Annotated in this window: 17 protein-coding genes and 1 tRNA gene; 4 read left to right on the top strand and 14 right to left on the bottom strand. The window is 42.9% G+C overall.

The features are described from left to right. Positions 1-12: 12 nt before the first annotated feature. The 4 genes from ING2E5A_RS01140 to ING2E5A_RS01125 all read right to left on the bottom strand — a co-directional run bounded on the left by ING2E5A_RS01140 (position 13) and on the right by ING2E5A_RS01125 (position 7050). Positions 13-3600 carry a SusC/RagA family TonB-linked outer membrane protein gene (locus ING2E5A_RS01140; RefSeq protein ID WP_161941920.1) on the bottom strand — a complete coding sequence of 1196 codons (3588 nt, stop codon included), beginning with the start codon at positions 3598-3600 and terminating at the stop codon, positions 13-15. Positions 3601-3626: 26 nt separating this feature from the next. Further along, complete coding sequence (locus tag ING2E5A_RS01135; RefSeq protein WP_071135827.1) at positions 3627-4553, bottom strand: FecR family protein; 927 nt, start codon at positions 4551-4553, stop codon at positions 3627-3629. A 95-nt stretch (positions 4554-4648) separates the two neighbouring features. Further along, complete coding sequence (locus ING2E5A_RS01130; protein WP_161941919.1) at positions 4649-5200, bottom strand: RNA polymerase sigma-70 factor; 552 nt, start codon at positions 5198-5200, stop codon at positions 4649-4651. Between the two features lie 686 nt (positions 5201-5886). Then, positions 5887-7050 (bottom strand): IS4 family transposase, encoded by a 1164-nt coding sequence (locus tag ING2E5A_RS01125; RefSeq protein WP_071135825.1) that lies wholly within the window; start codon positions 7048-7050, stop codon positions 5887-5889. 150 nt (positions 7051-7200) lie between these two features. On the opposite strand from ING2E5A_RS01125, the gene ING2E5A_RS01120 reads away from it, so the two are divergent. Next, a complete protein-coding gene (locus ING2E5A_RS01120; RefSeq protein ID WP_154670015.1) occupies positions 7201-8529 on the top strand; it encodes an IS5 family transposase in 1329 nt (442 codons plus the stop codon). 261 nt (positions 8530-8790) lie between these two features. Here the strand turns inward: ING2E5A_RS01120 and ING2E5A_RS01115 are convergent, their stop codons facing one another. Both ING2E5A_RS01115 and ING2E5A_RS15170 read right to left on the bottom strand, forming a co-directional pair. Next, on the bottom strand, positions 8791-9282 hold the full coding sequence (locus tag ING2E5A_RS01115) for a 3'-5' exonuclease (protein ID WP_071135823.1): 492 nt from the start codon (positions 9280-9282) through the stop codon (positions 8791-8793). 91 nt (positions 9283-9373) lie between these two features. Beyond that, positions 9374-9443, bottom strand: a tRNA-Ser gene (locus ING2E5A_RS15170). Between the two features lie 496 nt (positions 9444-9939). On the opposite strand from ING2E5A_RS15170, the gene ING2E5A_RS01110 reads away from it, so the two are divergent. Further along, the gene (locus ING2E5A_RS01110) at positions 9940-11013 is read left to right on the top strand and encodes a tyrosine-type recombinase/integrase (protein ID WP_161941918.1); all 1074 of its coding nucleotides are present in this window, start codon (positions 9940-9942) and stop codon (positions 11011-11013) included. 316 nt (positions 11014-11329) lie between these two features. Then, entirely contained in the window at positions 11330-12193 is an 864-nt protein-coding gene (locus ING2E5A_RS01105) for a restriction endonuclease (RefSeq protein ID WP_071135821.1), read from the top strand. A 141-nt stretch (positions 12194-12334) separates the two neighbouring features. Here ING2E5A_RS01105 and ING2E5A_RS01100 read toward each other — a convergent pair whose 3' ends face one another. The 5 genes from ING2E5A_RS01100 to ING2E5A_RS01080 form a co-directional block, all read right to left on the bottom strand. Further along, the gene (locus ING2E5A_RS01100; RefSeq protein ID WP_154670000.1) at positions 12335-13033 is read right to left on the bottom strand and encodes a hypothetical protein; all 699 of its coding nucleotides are present in this window, start codon (positions 13031-13033) and stop codon (positions 12335-12337) included. Next, positions 13030-13617, bottom strand: a complete 588-nt coding sequence (locus tag ING2E5A_RS01095; protein WP_071135819.1) for a glycoside hydrolase family 19 protein — start codon at positions 13615-13617, stop codon at positions 13030-13032. The genes ING2E5A_RS01100 and ING2E5A_RS01095 overlap by 4 nt, the downstream gene beginning before the upstream one ends. 26 nt (positions 13618-13643) lie before the next feature. Continuing rightward, the gene (locus tag ING2E5A_RS01090) at positions 13644-14141 is read right to left on the bottom strand and encodes a hypothetical protein (RefSeq protein WP_154669999.1); all 498 of its coding nucleotides are present in this window, start codon (positions 14139-14141) and stop codon (positions 13644-13646) included. Positions 14142-14231: 90 nt separating this feature from the next. Further along, entirely contained in the window at positions 14232-14876 is a 645-nt protein-coding gene (locus ING2E5A_RS01085) for a DUF6266 family protein (RefSeq protein ID WP_071135817.1), read from the bottom strand. 899 nt (positions 14877-15775) lie between these two features. Beyond that, positions 15776-16726, bottom strand: coding sequence for a hypothetical protein (locus tag ING2E5A_RS01080; protein ID WP_071135816.1), 951 nt, complete (start codon positions 16724-16726; stop codon positions 15776-15778). 169 nt (positions 16727-16895) lie between these two features. Between ING2E5A_RS01080 and ING2E5A_RS01075 the strand changes: the two genes are divergently transcribed. Beyond that, complete coding sequence (locus tag ING2E5A_RS01075) at positions 16896-17837, top strand: helix-turn-helix transcriptional regulator (protein ID WP_071135815.1); 942 nt, start codon at positions 16896-16898, stop codon at positions 17835-17837. A gap of 41 nt (positions 17838-17878) precedes the next feature. Here ING2E5A_RS01075 and ING2E5A_RS01070 read toward each other — a convergent pair whose 3' ends face one another. The 3 genes from ING2E5A_RS01070 to ING2E5A_RS01060 form a co-directional block, all read right to left on the bottom strand. Next, complete coding sequence (locus ING2E5A_RS01070; RefSeq protein WP_071135814.1) at positions 17879-19021, bottom strand: PDDEXK-like family protein; 1143 nt, start codon at positions 19019-19021, stop codon at positions 17879-17881. A gap of 42 nt (positions 19022-19063) precedes the next feature. After that, a complete protein-coding gene (locus tag ING2E5A_RS01065; RefSeq protein ID WP_071135813.1) occupies positions 19064-19285 on the bottom strand; it encodes a DUF6140 family protein in 222 nt (73 codons plus the stop codon). A gap of 157 nt (positions 19286-19442) precedes the next feature. Next, on the bottom strand, positions 19443-19883 hold the full coding sequence (locus ING2E5A_RS01060) for a hypothetical protein (protein WP_071135812.1): 441 nt from the start codon (positions 19881-19883) through the stop codon (positions 19443-19445). Positions 19884-20038 lie beyond the last annotated feature (155 nt).

Here is a 20038-nt window from a genome sequence, read left to right as displayed (position 1 = left end):
TAATGGTTCAAGTTAGAAGTTGAGTGTCAGCCCCAGAATGAAAGAGGCGGGACGGGAGATTCCCCCGGTTTCGGGATCCACCCCTATCCGGTTCTTTTTCCAGAGAGGTGGTAGGTTGTCTATCTGGAAACGCAGGGTTGCGTTCTGGAGGCCTCCTTTTACCTTCCATGCAGCTGGCAGGTCATACCCGAGTACGATGTTGCGTATCTTGATGAAATCGGCCGGCTGGACGTAGATATCCAGGAAGTTGTATGCCCCTGCTCCGTCCGTGGTGGATGATCTGTCGTACTGGAAGATTCCGGGCACAGTCGTATCGGTATGGTCAGGTCTCCATGCGTCCAGCAGGTAGGAGCGCATCGGTTCAGGGTTATAGGCACCGGCAGGACTGCTGAGTGTTCCCTCCTGGAGGCTGCGCATATGGTTTTTGCCGTAGTAGACAGCCATTGCCGAAAGGCTGAATCCCTTATACCTGAAGGTGTTGATCATACCCATTGTGATCTTGGGATCTCTTTGTCCCGAAAAGATCACGGCGTCAACGTCCCTTCCACTAATCTGATTTCCGGTCAGTTGGGTACCATCCTGGTCGAGAAATGTCCTTTGCCCCTCATCGGTCAATCCGCCAAACCGGTAGGACCACATGGCACTGATGGGAGATCCTTCCCTGTAGCGGTAGTCACCTGCCAGATCTCCGGCCGTTTTGGCCAGCGATTCGATGTATGTGATCTCATTGTGGTTGTATGCCATGGTCAGGTTGGTGCTCCAGGTGAGCCGGTTACGGTCGCCCCCACTCGAAAACCAGTCGTAAGTAAGATCCAGCTCCACTCCCTTGTTGTATAAACTGGCCATGTTCATCCACATATTGGAGAACCCGGTTGTGGGCTCCAATGTTTTGAGTGCGTAAACATCATCGGCCCGCTTATAGTAGAAGTCGATCGCCCCCCGCAGTCGCGTATTGAGGAGTCCGAAATCTACCCCCAGGTTGGAGGTTGCGGTTTTCTCCCAGGTGAGAAACGGGTTTGCCGGCCTGGTTATCTGTGCCCGCGGTTGCTGGGTCCAGGTATTTACCGGAATGTTGGTTGTGGCCACCATGATACTGGTGACGTTCGGGACAATGTTACCGGTGATGCCGTAACTTGTGCGTAGTTTCAGGTAGTTGACACAGCCCGTCGCCTCCATGAACGGTTCGTCGGAGATGACCCAGCTGGCTCCGGCAGACCATAACGGCTTCCCGCGGTACTTGCTGTTGAGGCCATACACATCGGCATAATCTTTTCTGAACGAACCGAATAGGTTATATTTTTTATTGTAGGTATAGGTCACGTTTCCGTAACCGGAAGCAAAACGGTGCCACTCTTCGGGAATCAGCCCCATGCCATTTTCGATCAGACTGAAAAACGAGATGGTGTTCATGTCGTAATAGTAGGGATTCGTTTGCCAGGCCCGCAATTCCACCAGGTCGAGATTGGCCGTGTTCTGTGTCTGAAGCTGGTCGTCGTAGCCCATCAGCAGGCTCCGTGTTCCCTTGTGGCGTGTCTCCCTGAACTCCAGACCGGCAAGCAGGTCGATGGCATGTTTTTCAGCAATCAGTCGCGAATAGTTCAACTGTCCGCGGGTGGTCCAGTAGTCGCCCTTGCGGTTTTCAGTCACCAGTCGCCCTCCGGTTTCCGGAATCATATACTCCCAGTTGTCGCCACTCCTTCGGGTGTAGGCATTGCGCATCATCCGCATCAGGTAGCTCTCCGCTTCGGAGAAGCGGCTGTTGTTGCTACGCTCCGACTCATAGATAAACTGTGCCTGAGCCGTCAATCCCTCCATGAGGTAGAAGAGCAGCCCGCCGTTGTAGCGCGAACTCTGCCGGTCGTACCGGGTCTGATCGTAGCCCATCTCCTCCAGCGCATTGTAGTGCGAGGGGCGAAAGGCGGGATCATCTTCGAACAGTCCGTTGCTGAACCGGCTATGGTCGGCATAGCTTCCATCATCGTTGATCAGTCTGGAGTATGCAAACTCGGAGAAAGGATCCTTGGCCTTGTTGAGCCAGCCATCGTAACTGGAGTAATGGCCGTTCTGCAGGATACTGTTCACTCCGAAGCTCAGGTTCAGCCACCGGGCCATCCTGTACTCTCCCTTGTAGAAGATGGTAAACCGGTTGTCGTTTTCGTTGATGTAACCCGAATTGTCATGTTTGTAGTTGAAGACCAGGTTCGACTGGTATCTGTCCGTCATGTTGCGGACGGCTACGTTGTATTGCTGCACGATCTGGTTGCGCAGGAGATGTTCGGCATACTCCTTGGCGTAATTGTTCTGTCGCAGCTCTCCCAGCAACTGGTTCACTTCGGATTCGGTAACGAGGTTTTCACCCAACCGGTAGTATGCATATTGTATGGGGGAGAAGGGGCGGTTTTTATTGAGGGTATTGTCTCTGAAAGAGACCCGGTTGTTTACAGCCGTCTCTTCGGTAATATATCTGTACTTGTAGTAGTCGGCCTCGGCATCCACCTGCTGGGCTGGAGTCATATAAAAGTTGTCGGCATAATCCAGGTTCCGTTTCTGATGGATGGTGAAATTTGCCTGTACATCAACGCTGACACGATCTGTCTGGCGCGGTTTTTTGGTGTTGATCACAATGATGCCGGCAGAAGCCCGCGATCCATACATGGCGGTTGCCGCCGCATCCTTGAGGACGGTCACACTCTCAATGTCGTATGGGTTCAGGTCTTGCCACGAGCCCTCGATAGGCAGTCCATCCACTACGACCAGCGGGTTGTTTCCGGCATAAAGACTTCCTGCACCTCGGATGGTGATCTTCTCCCCGTCGGTCACCAGACCGGCCACACGTCCTTCCAGGTTGGAGATGATGTTGGTGGTATAACGCTCCTGTAACGCGTCGGCATCTACTGTCGAGACAGCTCCGGTCACCTTTCCCCGTGCAATGGACTGATAACCTGTCACCACCACCTCTTCCAGGAGCTGTACCCCCGGGCGCAGCAATATATACAAGGGTGCTGTGGCACCGTTGATGGCAACCTCCTGGGTTTCATAGCCCACGAAAGAGATGAGTAGAATTCCGTCTGCCGGAAGATCGGACAGGATGAATTTCCCGTCCAGATCGGTGACAGTGCCGTTGATTCCGGACTCCTCTTTAGGCATGACTACCGCACCGGGCAGCGGTTCACCCTTCTCATCGGTTACGGTACCCCTGACGGTTACTTTTGTCTGATTAACCGGGAGATTGTTTTGTCTGTTTTCCGGGTAGAGAACAATTGTCTTTCCACTTTGCCGGAATCCGAGACCAGTCTCCCGGAGAATCAGCTGCAACGTGACAGCCACGGTCCGCTCCTCCTCGGGCAGATCGATCAGATGGGCCGCATTCACCGGTTCGCTTGGAAAAACCAGTTGAAAACCTGAGCGCTGTTCAAGTAACAGTAACGCATCAAAGAGCCTCTCCTGCGTGAACCCCAGCGTGACAGTCCTGGTGTGGATGTCCGCTTCGGATTGTCCATGGGCGGCGATGCATAATATTAGTGCAGAGATAAGCCAACCCCCTCTTTTAAAGAGTGATCGACGTGCTACCGCTCGTTCGTGGGGATAATTTTTTTTCATACGATTCTTCATTTTCATTCATTGGGTTACTCTTCCTGTGACTTTATCAGGTATCTCTCGCCATCCTTTACAAAATTGGCTCCTTGAGCTACACACAACATCTCCAGGATGCTCTCCAGGGAATCCTGGAGATCGAGCGTTGCGGTGATCTGGCGATGTTTCAGTCTCTCCTCCTCAAACAGTACCTGAACCTCGTAGATGAGTGAGATCTCCTGTACGATCTCTTCGAAGGTGCTGTTCCGGTAGACCAGTTTGCCTGGTTTCCATTCCGTCTCCCTGTTGTTGTCTGCCTCTTTTTCAGTCACCTGGTTTGAAGTGGTATGGTAGACCAGCTCCCGGTCTGCCTCAAGAGTGGCCAGCAGGCTCCTCTCATCTTCCACCTTCACCTTTCCGCGGGTCACGGTGACGGTAATTACCGGGTCGGAGGGATTTGCCTTGATGGTAAAGGCGGTACCCAATACCGTGGTTTTCACCTTTCCGGTATGGATGATAAATGGTTTCTCCGGATCGGCGACGACATCAAAAAAGGCTTCGCCCAGCAGTGTCACTTCACGGCTTTTCACCGCAAAGGAGCTGTCGAGATTGAGCCGGCTCCCCCCACGAAGCATGACTGTGCTTCCATCGGGCAGTTTTACCCGGGTGATACCTGAAACTCGGCTATACTCTGCCCGGTGAACCAAAGATCGGACGGTCTCGTTGCCCTCTTTCCGGATAAAGAGTGAAACGGTCAGCAACAGCAGGACGGCCGCAACTACCCGTAGCCACCGATTAGACAATTGCCGGAAGGATCGAGAGGCACCTCTATTCCACTCCTGCTCCAACAACTCCTTTAATCTGTCGTCATTTCTGCCTTCATCCACCAGGTCCAACAGTTCGTCGAACTCCTGTCTGCTACAGTTGTTGTCGAGGTATTTTTTGAAAAGATTGTCGATCGCTTTTCTCGAATCGGCCATGTTGTTGGATGCTTTTTATATTAAAGACACTGAAATGGGCGGGAGGGAGTATTCGTCAGCTGTTTTTTTTTTCATCTTCAGCTGCATCTTGAATCTCAAAGGAAGAGCTGGCCGAAATATTTCAGGTTAGCTTTGAATATTTTCATGGAGTTGGCGACATGTTTTTTGACTGTATGTCTGGAGAGGTTTAATTTTTCTGCAATTTGCAGGTGCGATAACCCCTCTTCCCTGTTCATCCTGAAAATCAGCTGCTGTTGAGGGGTGAGTTTTGCCAGAATCTTTGCAAAGAAAGCTTCAGCCTCTTTGATTTCCAGTGCACTTGTCATGTCGGCAGCCTGTTGTTCCAATGCTTCCCAGAGTTGTTCCCTGCGGCGCTCTTCAATTGCTGCGGCGCGTAAGTGATTAAGGGCATGATTGCGTATCAGGATGAAAAGATAATCTTCGGGATTTCTGATATCCGCCAATGTTCCCCTATTTTCCCATATGCGGATAAATACCTCCTGTACAATCTCTTCTGCAACATGGGGCAACTTCACCACCTTCCCTGTAAATGTAACCATGCGTTGGTGGTATCTCCTGAAGAAAAGATGAAAAGCTTGCTCTTCCCCCTCGCTTATACGCTCAAACAGGTGTCTGTCTGAAAGCATTGATTTCTTATTAATCACCTTCTGTCTCATTGCGGTCGGGTAAAAAACCGGCGATATGTCTCTCCTGTTAAAATGACATATTTAATCGCTCGATAATAATCAAAAAGTAATCAGCTGTGCTCTTTATAGTGCAAAGATAATTCTGTACAGGTAAAAACAATATAAAAATGTAAATTTAACTATTGATGCATTGTCAAAATATCAGAACATACGCTCGTTTTTTGATTGGATAGAACCGGATTCAACCGGAGAGCTCTTTGCTTTTCCTCACGCTGTTACTATCAAGCAGGCATACGGTACTCCTCATTAAATCCACATGCTGATTGATCTCGATCAATAATTGTGTAAAAATTCTACACTTGTTAAGTATCAGTGAGACAGATAAATAGTTAAATATCGGACCTGGTACGGCTGATGTAGTATATTTGTAGTATCCTCAAATTTCGCCTCTTATCCCTCAAAACATAATTTTGCAAACCTTTTCTTACACATTGTCAGTATTTGATAACGAAATTTCGGTTTTGATTAGCTAAACTCTCATCACAGGTTTTGTTTTTATTGAGGATTAATGTTTGTTAAATAGTCGCTCCTTAAAAGCGTATATTTATCAGATATTCAGTAAAATAATCTCATAAACAGTTGTGTTTTTTTGCAATATTTTGTATCTTTAGGTCACTACTGTCCACTTAAAATAAATTGAGCGTCAGTTGATTATCATTTCGATCTTTGACATCATTGATATCTATATTGGTAAATAGTTCATTTACAGGAGTTCTATCTAAAAGAGAGATTCCTAAAATTTGCAAAATCTCGTAAGTTGTTCGCTTGATTTGTAAATCGTGTCCTACAATCGCAACCAAACAATATGCGATAATTGCGCTGTATATTTGGATTCTAACCGCATTCCGGGAAGTTCCCCAAAAAGATTTGATCTTTAGATGCTGTTTGATCCATTTGAAGAACAGTTCTATTTGCCAACGGTTCTTATAAAGCATTGCAACCTGATCGGCTGTGAGTTCAAAATTATTTGTAAGGAATATGAGCGTCGTGTTCTTATCCCTGTCATAAAATGCAACTCTCCTGAGGCTTTCAGGATAATCTTTAGATGTGTAGAATCCTTTCAAGAAACCTGTCTGATCGGTCATGACACCTGTAGTTTCATCTACCGGATTATGAGACTTAACTTCAAACTTCAGGTTCTTTTTGGCTCTGACTACAAATGAAGATTCCAGTTTTGTAATCCTATAAAGACGGGTGTAATCAACATATCCTCTGTCGAAGATATAATAGGCACCCACCTCATATGGAATTACATCCATTGCATTCATGTCATTAACCGAAGCAGTTGTAATATGCACAAAAACCGGTATTTGTGTGGTTATATCCAGAAGAGTGTGGATTTTTACTCCACCCTTATTCTTGCGAAACTTAGCCCTCCAGAATACTGACAAGCATAAATCGACGGTTGTGGAATCGAAAGCATAGACTTTACCTTTTATCTCAAAATCATTGTTTTCCAGCTTTTGTCTGGCAACTCCGATGAGATAATAAGCAAATTCTTCAAAGATCCTATAATCGCGATTTTCATTTGCTTTTGAAAGATTACTACGGGTAACACTTTTTCCAAAACCGAGATGGTAACTTTTTCTGCTGTGGGCTTCAATTGCCACAATCAAATCACGTAAACTGTCACGGTTGGTAAGTTGCCCGAACACCATTACAAGAAGTTGATTCCAACATGTAAAATGTTTTACATATCTGTTACCATCATACTTTAAGACAATGGTGTCAAAAACTCGCTGAGGTAAGAATTCTACAATCTGAGCATACACGAATTTGCCTTTGTTCATTGTTCCTTCATAATAAAAAGAACAAAAATAAAAATTCAAATCGTCACGCCGAAAAAAGTCCTGTAAAGTATAGTATATCAATAATTTCAAAGAACATTTTCTAATTTTTAGTGGACACTAATGTCTTTAGGTACTAAAACTCTGCAAATCATGTTAGGGAAATTACCGGAAAAAGGACAACGCGATTTGTTTCGCCCGATGCTGAAAGATTTCATCGATATGGGGCATGAACTCGTTCTTTTGGCAGACAAGATCGATTGGTCATATTTTGAGGAAGAATTTACACCTTTGTATTCACAACGAGGTGCGCCAAGCGTTCCCATCCGTTTGATGGTCGGCTGCCTGCTTTTGAAGCACCTGTACAATCTTGGCGATGAGCGTATTCCCGAGTATTGGGTTCGGGATGTTTATTTCCAGTACTTTTGTGGATGCGAGTTCTTCGAACATGAGTTTCCTTTTGATCCGAGCGATTTTGTCCATTTCCGTAACCGTGTGGGAGAAGAAGGGATAGGAAAAATATTCGCTTACAGCGTACAACTTCACGGTAAAAAACTGCCGGGACAAACCGGGTTTGTTCTTTCGGACACTACTGTTCAAGAAAACAACACCACCTTTCCTACCGATGCCAAGCTTTGCAAAAAGGTTATCGACAAGTGCAATGCCATTGCAGGGAGTGAAGGCATCATGCAACGTCAGCGGTACACCCGTGAAAGTAAACAACTGCTGCGAGACACTTACAACGGCAAGCATCCCAAACGTAAGAAACGGGCAGACAAAGCCAAACGTCGCTTGAAAACGATCGCCAATATCCAACTTCGGGAACTTGAACGTAAAATGACAGAGGAACAAAAGAAACGATACGAACAGACGCTTTCACTCTGCAAGCGTGCAGTGAATCAACAGAAAAACGACAAGGATAAAATCTACAGTCTGCATAAACCCTTTACCCGCTGTATTGCCAAGGGAAAGGCACACAAGCAGTATGAGTTCGGCAATAAAGTGGGGATGATCACCACGGGCAGAAAAGGGCGGAAAATCATCACGGCGGTAAAAGCATTTTTGGGAAACCCATACGACGGCGACACCATAGAACCGTTACTCGAACAGATGGAAGAGAATAAGTTGAAACTACCCAAAGAACTCATTTATGACCGTGGCGGGAAAGGACGAAAGCAGATAAAAGACGTAAGCATTATTACACCCGGCAAGCCCAAAGTCAAAGACACCCCTTGTCAAAAACGGCAGAAACGGAACAAATGCAGAGCCAGAGCGGCAATTGAACCTATTTTCGGACATCTTAAAAAGGATTTCCGTATGGAACAGAATTACTTGTGGGCTGAAAAAGGCATACAAATCAACGCATACCTGGCAGCTACGGCTTGGAACTTGAAGAAAATGATGGAAAAGTTGAAAGAAAAATTTTTATATTTTATTTTCCGATGGTTTTTCCACCAAGATAAAATATATTTTTCAGCTTAATTCGAATTTATAAGGAACGACTAGTTATGAGAATGAACCGGAGAGTTTTGATATGATGGAGTCGTTTGCCGGTCAGGCGAATTTGATCCGTAAATCCAAAACACATAGGGAGATCTATCTCGGAGATGTCAGAAAGGTGTCGCCAGATAAACTGCGGACTGTGTTGAGATTCACTGTTGAGCGTTTATCCTCCTGAAACGGGTAGTATCTATCAGCCATCCAGTGAAAAACAAAAGGGGGGTGGATGCAATCTCTATTTTACTAAAAGATCTGTATAGCAATCCATGCACAGGCTTCAGCATCGGCCAAGGCGTGGTGGTGGTCCCTTAGCGAGAACCCGCAATGTGCCGAAACGGTCTCGAGCCGGTAATCGGGTAACCCCTTCAGTTGTGATCTTGCACCCCGCAGGGTACAATGGAACTCGTAACCGGGATAATCCATCTGGTAGGTCCGGAAGCAGGCCTTCAGACAGCTTTCGTCGAACGCCTTGTTATGGGCCACTAGTGGCAACCCTTCAATAAGAGGTTCAATCTGACGCCAAACCTGTGGAAATAACGGTGCATTCATGGTATCGCTGTATGTTATGCCATGTATCTGAGTGTTCAGATAGTAATAATACTCCGGTTCGGGACGGATCAGGCTGTAAAACCTGTCAGTAATCACTCCGTTGCGTACAATAGCCACACCTACGCTACAGACACTCGACCGATGGGAGTTGGCTGTTTCAAAATCGATGGCGGCAAACTCTTTCATGAATCAACCAATTTCAAATTATGAACGATAACTTGGCGAAATGTAAAAAAGAAAAGCGCTCAAATATTTGATATTCAAGCGCTTCATCTTGTGACCCCGGAGGGGCTCGAACCCTCGACCCATTGATTAAGAGTCAATTTTAGCATATTATATATAACATCTGATATATTCATATATTGCTGTATTATTGCGTTTTAAGCTAATTAACAATGTTAAATATACCTGATAATTCGATATATATATAGATGTTTTCATACATTTGTTTACCCATTGTTTACCCAACTTCCAATAGATAAAAGTATGAAAAATAGCGGACTTACAACCAACAAAAAATCTGTTTATAAGTACAAAAACAGAAATATTTCGGTACAATTGACGAGGAAATATCGGAAAACGAGTGATGAAGTTGCGCCGGTATTCTGGAGAATCACCTTTAACCGGAAGTTAAAGCACATTTTCACCGGATTTGAATTCTCAAGTGATGACTGGGATGATTTTGTAAACAGGGATTTAAGAAAGCACAGTGATTGCAAACAAACCCTTGATCGCTATTTACGATTAACCCTAATACCGGCAATCGATGGCCTTGCTGAAAAGAATAGTTTTTCATTTGACGCTTTGGATAAACTAATCAACAATTCACCAGATTCAATAGGATTGAATGAAGCATTTGATCAAAAAATAGCTCTTTTAGAAAGTGAGTACAGAATTGGGAGTGCAGGGGTATACAAGGCTACCATCAAAGCGTTGATGCGGTACAAGTATTTCAGGCAACTCAGAAATCGTGTTGATAAAAATGCTTTCATCGCGCTTTGTAAAGAGAAGCGGCATATAACCATCGGGAAAGAGGTCCTTGATATTGCTCAAACAATCCGTTTTGAGGAGATAACCCCGGAGTTCCTGGAAGAGTGCGAGAAATTCTGGTTCGAAACTGAAATTACTCCTGCCACAATGGGAATTTACATGAGGACATTGAGAGCAATCATTAACAATAACAGGGGCGATAAACCATATATCGATGCAGAGAAGTACCCATTTGGTGTGTCAAGGGGAAAATATGCCATTCCGGAGGGAGGCAGAAGAGAGATCGCGTTATCGATCGAACAAATATGGAAGATTGAAGATTACCAGACAGAAAATATTACGCTAGCCACCGCGCGTGACATATTCGTTTTCATGTTCTACTGCAACGGATTGAATTTCGGGGACCTCTGCCGATTGCGGTATGAGAACATCGATGTGTCGAACGATGAAATCGTCTTTCAACGAAAGAAGACACTGAGAAAGACAGCGAAACCAACATTCATCTACGTGCCGATCCTTCCCCCAATGATCGAGATTATAAACCGGCAGGGGAACAAAGAACAGGATGGATACATTTTCCCCTTCCTGAATGGCATTGAACCTACAGACAGTAATGAGCGAAAAATCATCAACGCGATGAGGCTCAGTTTAGACCAGATCAACACATCACTCAAACAGATAGCGAATGAGCTGGGGCTGGATCCAGATCTATCGACCTCCTATACCAGGAACAGCTATATCACCCACCTCACCAGTGAATTACTCGTGAACCCCATCGTGGTTAGAAAGATGGTAGGCCATAGTACCAGGAAAGATGTCACTGCCGGCTATGTGAAGTTGACAGCTAAAAAGCGGAGAGAGATTAATTTGAAGCTGTTGAATCCGGAGAAGAATTATGCGGCGATTAATTCAGGGAGAGTAATATAGGATTTTGAAGATATTAGGGGCTTATTTTTTAACCTTTGGAGAGAATATATCGATATATTTCGTTGTTTATATAAATTATTGTTAGTTTTGCATCTATAATCCTGGTACTGATGAGAAACATAGGTTTCCGAGTTGCAGTAACCTTAACTGCTACATAAAAAGACTGTATACGCAATTGCATTAAAATACACAATTATTTATAAAGTATTAGTATTCTACGAATTAGCAAAACAAGGACGGTGGATATATGAAATATATACGCAATTGTGTTGCGTATATACAAATGTTACCCTGCATTTAAAAAAGACACCAACTAATGGACAAACATTTTAAATATAAATATGACGACCTCTTTAACCCTACATTAAAGGCACTGAAAAAACTCGGAGGTTCAGGAGCGGTAAGTGAAATTGAAGAAGAGGTTGCTCAACTATTAAATTTGTCTGAGGAAGCGACTAATGAAATTCACCGAGAAAGCACCACTAAATTGGCTTACAGACTTGCTTGGGCAAGAAACTATCTCAAAAGATATGGACTTATAGAAAACTCTTCGAGAGGTGTTTGGGCATTGACCGAAGAAGGACAAAAAACAACTGAAGTAAACCAAGAGAAAGTTAAAAAGGCGGTCGTTAAAAAAGACAGAGAAGAGCGACTTCAAAAGAAAACCGAAGAAAATGGTTCACCAGAACTTCAAGACACAACAGAAGAAATAGAAGAGTTTTCTTGGCAAGACAAATTACTTGATACAATAAAAAGCATTCATCCAGACCAATTTGAGCGGCTTTGCCAAAGACTTTTAAGAGAGTTAGGGTTTGTGAACGTTGAAGTTACAGGAAAGACAAATGATGGTGGAATTGATGGAAAGGGAATGATTAGACTTGGTGGTGTTTTATCATTTCACGTAGTTTTTCAAGCTAAACGATATCAAGGTTCTGTTTCATCTTCTGTAATTAGAGACTTTAGAGGTGCAATGAGCGGACGAGCAGACAAAGGACTTATTATGACCACCGGAAGTTTCACTCGGGAAGCGAAAAAAGAAGCACAAAGAGATGGCGCGACACCAATTGACTTAATTGACGGTAACGACTTTGCTGAAAAACTGAAAGAGTTAAATTTAGGAGTGACAGTTGAATTGGTTGAAGAGGTTAAAATAAAACCAGATTGGTTCAAGAATATTTAAAATAAAAAAAACGCAGGGTAACATTGTATAAGCGTAATGCGGGCTGAATTGCTAAAATAAGCATTTTTGCTCCTAAGAAACTTTGCGGTAGGCGGACAGATAATCGCTCCGAAATCCCCGCACTACGCTTATACTTGACCGTTATAAATTGCTCGGTTTTTTGAGGGATAAAATTTTGTTTTTAAAAGCAATTGAAATAAGTATAAGTACAATACCGAAGATCATACCTGCAAAGAAAAGTTTGAAATTAAATCCGGTTGTTGGAGTGATTTTCTCTTTAAGAGAATGGTTTTCCTCTTTTAAAGTTTCAAGGGAGTATTCAAGGTTTTGGTTTTCCCGTGTTAGTTTGTAAATCTCATTGTTGTACTCCTGTTCCTGGATCTCAAATTCTTTGATCGTTTTTTCAAGAAAGCTTTTGCTTTGGGTGATTGTTTCACTAGCAATGGGGTATTTCCCAGTGTGGGGATTCACAGGGGCTGCGGTGTCATAGTTTATGGTGTGGCTTGAAGCCTCGCTCATCAACCGGGTGTTCCCATCGCTTAGGCGCTTAAAATCGGTTTTGAGGTTTTCTACCTGGATCTCCTTTGCATGAAGCTCATTCTTTAAAGAGATCACAGCTGTACTGTCGATCTTTGTCACCACCTTTTCAGTGATGATTTGTTTGGGTTTACAACCCACCAGGAAGAGTAGGGTTGTGAAGAGCAACAGGACAACCGGTGTTGTTCTATTTGGTGCAACCACTGGTGCAATCACTGGTACAACCACTGGTACAAAAATTGGTGTAGCATTTGGTACAACAATTGTGAGTTGTGAAGCTGTAAGTTTGTGTTCGTTCATCATGATGCTTTACGGATTGCTTCCAGGAATTTGTAATGATAGCCGGCAATGGTGTGGGCGCTGTCGAGGCCGTTGATGATCCTGCGGGCACCGAAGGGATCGTCGCGTTGGGGGTTGAAAAAGTTCTCAAGCGAGTAGCCGGTGAAGTCGCCCCGGTTGGATTTACCCAGGATCATTCCCTCAACCAGGATCTGGGCAGAGATCTCGGGATCGAGAGCGAGCTCCGGTTGTTCCAGGAGCGGCAGGCCCATCAGATCACCCATCCGTTCGTAATTCTCATACCAGGTGAGCTGGACATCACCCCGGCCATAATAGATCTTGTCCGGCCAGGTGTAAGGCTGGCCACTTTGTTTGATCTTCTTCCCGTAAGATTTCCCCATGCCTTTCCCCCACTCCTCAATGGGTTGCATGGTATGCGCGGTCTCATGATAAGAAGTGGCCAGCATGTAGGCGCACCAACTGTCGACGGTCACCTCGAACTTGGCGAACGCAGCCAGCTTGTGGAGGATCCCCTCCCGCTGGCGGTCGTTCAGTTTCCTGTTGAAGAGCGAACGATTGATTTCCTGAAAGAAGAGTTGCCGGTTCATGATGTTTGGAAATTTAGTTAGTGGGCTTATTGTTGTTCCTCAACCCGTTTGAAAGTACCACGAGGTGGTAAACGGTTTGGGCAATCGACCACTAAGCAGTAGTGATCATCCCCATCCTTGCGCCAGCGGATCTCCCGCTCCACCGTTTTCTCGAGACCGGTGATACGCCGGTGATCTTCGGTTATCTGCAATTGAAGCAAGGCGAGATCCTTCTTCAGCTTCTCGTTGATGCCCTCCTTCTCCCTCAGGAGTCTCAGCAGTTCTTCGGAGTTGGACTTGTTGTAGGAGTTCATCTTCTCCATATGGGCCACCGTACGTTCCAGGAGACCCATCATCTCCGTCGCAGCCAGGGCATCCTCCCGTTTGGCGGAAGCCTCCGATTGGAAAGCTTCGCTTTGCTTGATTCGTTTGTTCTCCTTGCGATTCACCACCGCAGAGATCCATCCCCCCAGGGCGCCACCGCCCAGGAAAGAACTCATGGTGACCAGCCATTCGCCGTTCACCGGAAGTATTTCCATCAACATAACCATCATTGCAATTAATTAGATTCTCCAGAGCGCGGAAACACGTAGAGGGAGAAACGGAGCCGCCCGTGGGGCGGCTCCGAACAAAGATCAAATCATCGAAACCTCAACCCGGCCCGTGTGGATCGAGTTAGAGACCAGCTTGCCATCCGCCGAAGTGAGCGCCAGATAGGTATCCACCAGCTCGCCATCCCAAGTGGGGGGCACAGCCAGAGAACCACTGCCGTCGGCCCTGGTAGCCGCATCCATGTTGTAGGATGCATCACCGGTGATCGGGTTGAATGCCATCAGGATCACCTTGTCGGTGGCTGCCGCGTTGTTGAGCAGATCGGAGTCCCACACGAAGTCGAGACTCCCCCCAGAGCTTGTCGCGGACGCATTGCCGGCACCATAGAGCTCACCAGAAGTCAACTTCACCAACGGGAAGTTGATCTCGAAGTCGGGATAGAGGTCGATCACCGCGTTTCTGACGTTGTAGGACATCGCCACGCTGAAGGCACTCTTGCCCGTACCGACGCTTCCTGCGAAGCCCACCCGGATGATCGGGATGAAGGCCTTCAACATCTTGGCCACGAGAGAGAACCTGTTCCGCTGCGTCATCTGCGCCTCGGTACGCGGGTTGTGCACGCTGGCAGGCATGCTTCTGATGTAATCGATGCCTCTCCAGGAGGCTCCGACTATGTTCCCCACCTTGCCGGAGAACCCGCCTAAAATACCTTGCTTAATTGTACCCATGATAGATAAAAATTAAAATGTTAAACATATGGTTTACTAAGAGATGGTACGGAGTTGGTACGGACCTGGTAGTAGGGTGATTCAGAAATTTAGGGTTTACGGAATCGTAAACTGATGCCGGCCGGAATCAACCAGGCTCCAGGGCAGATACCTATCAGGCCATCTCCGGAAATAAAAATACAAAGTGAAATCAAGGCACAATTAAACAGGTGAGGATTACGCTTTTATGCTTGTAAAAGCATTGGATTGCAGGGGAGAGAAAGGGTGAAATCTAACAATACTCTAATAATTTGGAGCGAAAAAAATGGAACTTCAATGGAAGTGAAAAATATAGGATCAGAATCTTTTAATTCTAATTAATCGTCGATCATTAGAATAAGTGCGAACAGAAATAGATCGAAGGAATAAATGAAACCATAGCGATCAGCAAAGGGTGGCTTTGTAATCGGCAAGGTTTTCCGGTGAAATACGATTTCCGAAGGAGCGGAGCGGAGGCGGAATTGGAGATTTCATCGGAAACCCGGAGGGCTTGACCTTGTAAGATTACAGCGGAAGCCACCGTATCTTTGCGGTGGCTTCATTGATCGAGTTAGAAAATATTTGTAATCAAATATGCTTTATAAGATGGAGATATGTAGATTACCTTTTTTTCAGTATTATTCGTTTGAACATTATTTCGCCTCGTATTGGGAGTGGCTTATCAAGAATCTGTCCGACATCATAACATTTTATACATAAACTAATTTAGCAGTCTAATCAAAGACTGTCCTAAAAAGGGGTAGCTTACAAAAAGGGAAAGCTTACAATTGTGAGTCCCAATTTTCTACAAATACATCAAAAGTTATTCAAATTAATTTACCATCTGCTAATTAATGGAATATGTGTGTCGATGCAGATTATCATCCATACTCCGGGTAAGGATCAATCCACCTACTTTTTTCTTCACCAAAACAGGCAAGATTCACCATGTCTCCAAGTAACAATGGTTCATCGTTATCCAAACCCTCATTCCACCGGTCCAGATAGCTGGAATGCAATAAAGAGAGGGTAATGGATCCAAGTTTGTCATCAATAATTTCCAAATCTTTGTGAACAAGCTTATCATTCTTATCGAAAATAAAATTTGTTTCAAACACTTTTTCTCGCACGAATGTTCGACACTGTGAAGTACGCCAGGCCATGCTGCCATCGGGTAAATAATGAACCGAAGAAAGGCGGTTGTTATCTTCATCAAACTCTTGTACTGTTTTCAGGACAAATTGAAGTCCTGCATCGAAAATAAATCTTTCAGTCTCGTTCCCATCAAAATATTTAGACAGCAACAACAAGATCAGATTATTGTCATCATCTGCCATCATCATCTTCTTTATTCTTCTTTCTTCAAAAAAATACTGATTGATCCACGATCGAGTTTTCTCATTCCAGTATTTACGCGCTATATAATTTCCATTACAATCATATTTAAGAAACAATTTGTCTCCGAAATTTTCTATGCGGTTACCCACCTCATCGTATGTTTCCGTAACTTCGGGTACGTCAGCATACACAGAACAGGGTCCGTCGGGCAATAAATTAACATAACCTTGTGTTTCCATATCAAAACGGATATGCATCAGTACTTTTTCAGAATCAATTTCCTCATCATCGTCTTCTAAAAACATGTCAGTCTCATAAGCATCATAAAGCTTCCCATCGCCATAATAGGAACATAGACTAGATAAATTATTATAACAAATATAGATCTTGCTAATGAAATAGTCGCCAAATTTCCCATTTTCGGTTCCATATTTTTTAGTGATCTCAGAATAGGTATTCGTAAGTTTATCAATCTGTGAATTAAATTTTTGCATGGCACATATTCTTTATATTTGGGTCAAATATATATTGCGCATATGCCAAATTATGACATAAGCATTGAAAGTTTTTCATCTTATGCTATCATTTGGCATACAATTATCATACCTTTGAAAAAAAAGGATAGTTTTGTAATCTTCCTACACCATATAAATGAGTAACCAAATGACAATCAAACGAAAAAACAGCAAAGAGAGCACATCAAACCTTTTTAATCGTTATGTATGGCTCATAGATTTGATATACAGGAAAAAGAACATCACCTTCGAAGAGATCAACGAACAGTGGCAACGATCGTCTCTGAACTATGCATATGACGATTTACCGCTGCGCACATTTCATAACCACCGGAAAGCAATTGAACAGATGTTCGATATCAACATCGAGTGCGACAAGCGTAACGGCTATTCATACTACATTGAGAATTCCGAAGATATGGAAATGGGAGGCGTACGAAGCTGGCTACTAAACACATTTGCTATTAATAATCTGATCAATGAGAGCCACAAGCTGAAACACCGGATTCTGTTTGAAAAGATACCCCGGGGACAGGAGTACTTAACTACCATAATCGAAGCCATGCGGGATAATTTCTCGTTGATGATCACCTATAAGGCATTCTGGCAAGACAATCCGGCAACATTCGAGATACGCCCTTATTTCATCAGAGTATTCAAACAACGTTGGTACCTGATCGCATTCAATCCCTTTAGAGAAAAAATACAAACATACGCGCTGGATCGTATCAGAGACATGTCGATAACTGAAAACAAATTCACACTACCTGCAGATGTCGATTTTGAATCCTACTACGATGACTGTTTCGGCATTATTACAGACAACAATATTTCCACTGAAAAATTGTTGATTAAAGTCGGCAACTACCAGGCTGCCTATATAAAGGCCCTCCCACTCCACGGTTCACAAAAAGTGGTTAAATCCGATGCAGATTACACCCTGTTTGAATATTTCATCAAACCCACCTACGATATCCGGCAGGAAATACTCTCCCACGGTGACGATGTGGAAGTCCTCCAACCGGAATGGTTCAGGGAGGAGATAGCTGCGATAGTCAGGAAGCAGGAGGAGATTTATAAAAATGAGTGATGATTGGAAATAATAAAGTGACGAACCGCAGCGAAAATTAATCAATAATTTTCGTTATTTAATTTATCGTTAATAGCTTTTATAAAATCTTTTGCTCTTTCTTTTGCTCGACCTGTGCTAACATCAATCCAAAAATCTTTATCAATCTCTATATTGCTGTAGAAAAATTGATACATGGGCCACCATTCTGAAACCATGAATTGTTGCTGAAAAATATTTTCTATTTCCGATAGCCTCGATCTATTTATATCTGGAGTGATTCTTTTCACGCCATAAATAATTCCTCCACGTTCAAAACTAAAACCAATTTTGTGTTTAGACCATTTACTAGGTACCAAATAAATTCCCTCAACTTTAATATTCAACTCTCTACCTATTTCTTCAATTTGCTCATTAAATTTCTCCTTCAATTTATATTTAACTTCTTTTAGTGAGTTTGCCACTAGGAAGGATATTTCTATATTTTCCTTATTTTCAAGTATTAAATCTTTAATTACTTGTTTCGAATTTACATTTTCTTCTCCCATATACATTTTTTTTAATTTTTTTTCTAAGTCACATAAAAATGATTTAACTCTGTAGTTTTGCGTAATATTTCCGAATTCTCTGATACATTCAATCAAATGATCTTCATAAGTCAATTGTTTTAGCCTTTGATCTGAAATATATTGAAATCTATTCTCTTTACTAATGCTTTCATTTGAAATTTCTTTACTCGCAGGACTCAAATAGATTAGACAAAAATTACCATTTGTTTTCTCTAGTAAATATTCATAATAGTCATTTATCTGATTATGCTGATCCTGAGTCCATGTATAAATCTTATTTTCAATACCGATAGCTTTTTCATAATTATTCTTCACAATAACTATATCAATTCTTCTATTGTTTTCTGTGGAACTTTCACAATGAACACTTATTTTATCCGTCTCTGAATAATTAAAGAAATCAAGGTCAAACTTCTTTAGAAAAAGTCTTAAATAAGCATCTCCCTGTTCATGACAGCCATCTGGGTTTAAAAAGAATGCAATTATTTCAGATACTTTGTTTTCATCAATACTCCAAAAATCAAAGGAATTAAAATTTACGGCTAATTCCTTACCATAAAGATATCTGATTTGTTCAACCAGTTTCTTTTTCGTAGCTACGAGAGAGAAAAAGTTTTTGATCTGAGTGTTTGTCATTTTTTTATTTTTTAGTTCTTATTCCAGTTCTCCAAGTCAAATTTAATCTAACTGCTCCACTTCAAAATCATTCTTATTACAATTGGCTCTCTGATAATCAAAGCGGAAAAGACGCAAATAAGCTTCTTTGATTTCTTTCGCTCCATTGTAAAATGGATTGTTAGTGTGTTGCAGGGTTGTAACTGTAATCACCATATCTGGTGTCAATAGAGTTCCATTTGTACGTTTAACACGTTTCGGTGTTATTCTAAATACTTTTGACATAATTAATTATTTTATTCACAAGATATCTATCGCAATTCTAGTACAAGCCTCTGCATCGACCAGGGCATTATGATTAAACTGATCTATGGTTACAAATGATTCCATGAAAATATGACTTTCGGTCACAATTTTGTAAATGTATTATAATAAACTATATTTACAATGTCCCGGCATTAATTTTAACATGAAGTGCATTTGCTGTTTCTCCGCACGTTTCTACTCCAAAGAAGTAGTATTTTGGTTCGGAATTTTCTCCTTGTACCAACTTTAATAATTTCATCATGATTTCTGCCAGTTCGTCCAATAAAATGGGCTTTTCAGAAGAAAACTCAAAGAGAAAATAAAAGTGTGTGTAGTCAGATAGTTCTTGAAATTTATTGTGATATTGTCCTGTAGCCAATTCAACAATTTTGTTCGCCCTATCATCCATGTCCTCCGGACCTGAATAGATTGAAATGCTCATATCCCTAACAAAATGATGAATATCATCAATATCTTCTTTCGTCAAAGGAGATTTGTATACCGTACTGGAATCAGTTTGTTCATCATGCTGTTTCAACTCATCTTTTAACCAATATTCCCATTCTGCTATTCTCATAATAATGTTTTTACTACAAAGATATCAGATGGATATGCCAAATAAAGACACATGATCCAAACAAATTTTTAAAGTTATACCTAAAAGTCTCAAATAAAAGTTGCATATGTCAGGTAAAGTATTTATTTTTAAAGTGTTATACAAAAACAAACATT

Origin of the sequence: Petrimonas mucosa (assembly GCF_900095795.1) — a bacterium.
Lineage (GTDB): Bacteria > Bacteroidota > Bacteroidia > Bacteroidales > Dysgonomonadaceae > Petrimonas > Petrimonas mucosa.
This window is presented reverse-complemented; position numbering and strand designations above follow the sequence as displayed.

What these genes read in the sequence shown, in the direction of transcription:
- ING2E5A_RS01140 (WP_161941920.1), bottom strand. Translation starts at nt 3,600, where the DNA reads ATGAAAAAAAATTATCCCCACGAACGAGCGGTAGCACGTCGATCACTC.
- ING2E5A_RS01135 (WP_071135827.1), bottom strand. Translation starts at nt 4,553, where the DNA reads ATGGCCGATTCGAGAAAAGCGATCGACAATCTTTTCAAAAAATACCTC.
- ING2E5A_RS01130 (WP_161941919.1), bottom strand. Translation starts at nt 5,200, where the DNA reads ATGCTTTCAGACAGACACCTGTTTGAGCGTATAAGCGAGGGGGAAGAG.
- ING2E5A_RS01125 (WP_071135825.1), bottom strand. Translation starts at nt 7,050, where the DNA reads ATGAACAAAGGCAAATTCGTGTATGCTCAGATTGTAGAATTCTTACCT.
- ING2E5A_RS01120 (WP_154670015.1), top strand. Translation starts at nt 7,201, where the DNA reads ATGTTAGGGAAATTACCGGAAAAAGGACAACGCGATTTGTTTCGCCCG.
- ING2E5A_RS01115 (WP_071135823.1), bottom strand. Translation starts at nt 9,282, where the DNA reads ATGAAAGAGTTTGCCGCCATCGATTTTGAAACAGCCAACTCCCATCGG.
- ING2E5A_RS01105 (WP_071135821.1), top strand. Translation starts at nt 11,330, where the DNA reads ATGGACAAACATTTTAAATATAAATATGACGACCTCTTTAACCCTACA.
- ING2E5A_RS01100 (WP_154670000.1), bottom strand. Translation starts at nt 13,033, where the DNA reads ATGATGAACGAACACAAACTTACAGCTTCACAACTCACAATTGTTGTA.
- ING2E5A_RS01095 (WP_071135819.1), bottom strand. Translation starts at nt 13,617, where the DNA reads ATGAACCGGCAACTCTTCTTTCAGGAAATCAATCGTTCGCTCTTCAAC.
- ING2E5A_RS01090 (WP_154669999.1), bottom strand. Translation starts at nt 14,141, where the DNA reads ATGTTGATGGAAATACTTCCGGTGAACGGCGAATGGCTGGTCACCATG.
- ING2E5A_RS01085 (WP_071135817.1), bottom strand. Translation starts at nt 14,876, where the DNA reads ATGGGTACAATTAAGCAAGGTATTTTAGGCGGGTTCTCCGGCAAGGTG.
- ING2E5A_RS01080 (WP_071135816.1), bottom strand. Translation starts at nt 16,726, where the DNA reads ATGCAAAAATTTAATTCACAGATTGATAAACTTACGAATACCTATTCT.
- ING2E5A_RS01075 (WP_071135815.1), top strand. Translation starts at nt 16,896, where the DNA reads ATGACAATCAAACGAAAAAACAGCAAAGAGAGCACATCAAACCTTTTT.
- ING2E5A_RS01070 (WP_071135814.1), bottom strand. Translation starts at nt 19,021, where the DNA reads ATGACAAACACTCAGATCAAAAACTTTTTCTCTCTCGTAGCTACGAAA.
- ING2E5A_RS01065 (WP_071135813.1), bottom strand. Translation starts at nt 19,285, where the DNA reads ATGTCAAAAGTATTTAGAATAACACCGAAACGTGTTAAACGTACAAAT.
- ING2E5A_RS01060 (WP_071135812.1), bottom strand. Translation starts at nt 19,883, where the DNA reads ATGAGAATAGCAGAATGGGAATATTGGTTAAAAGATGAGTTGAAACAG.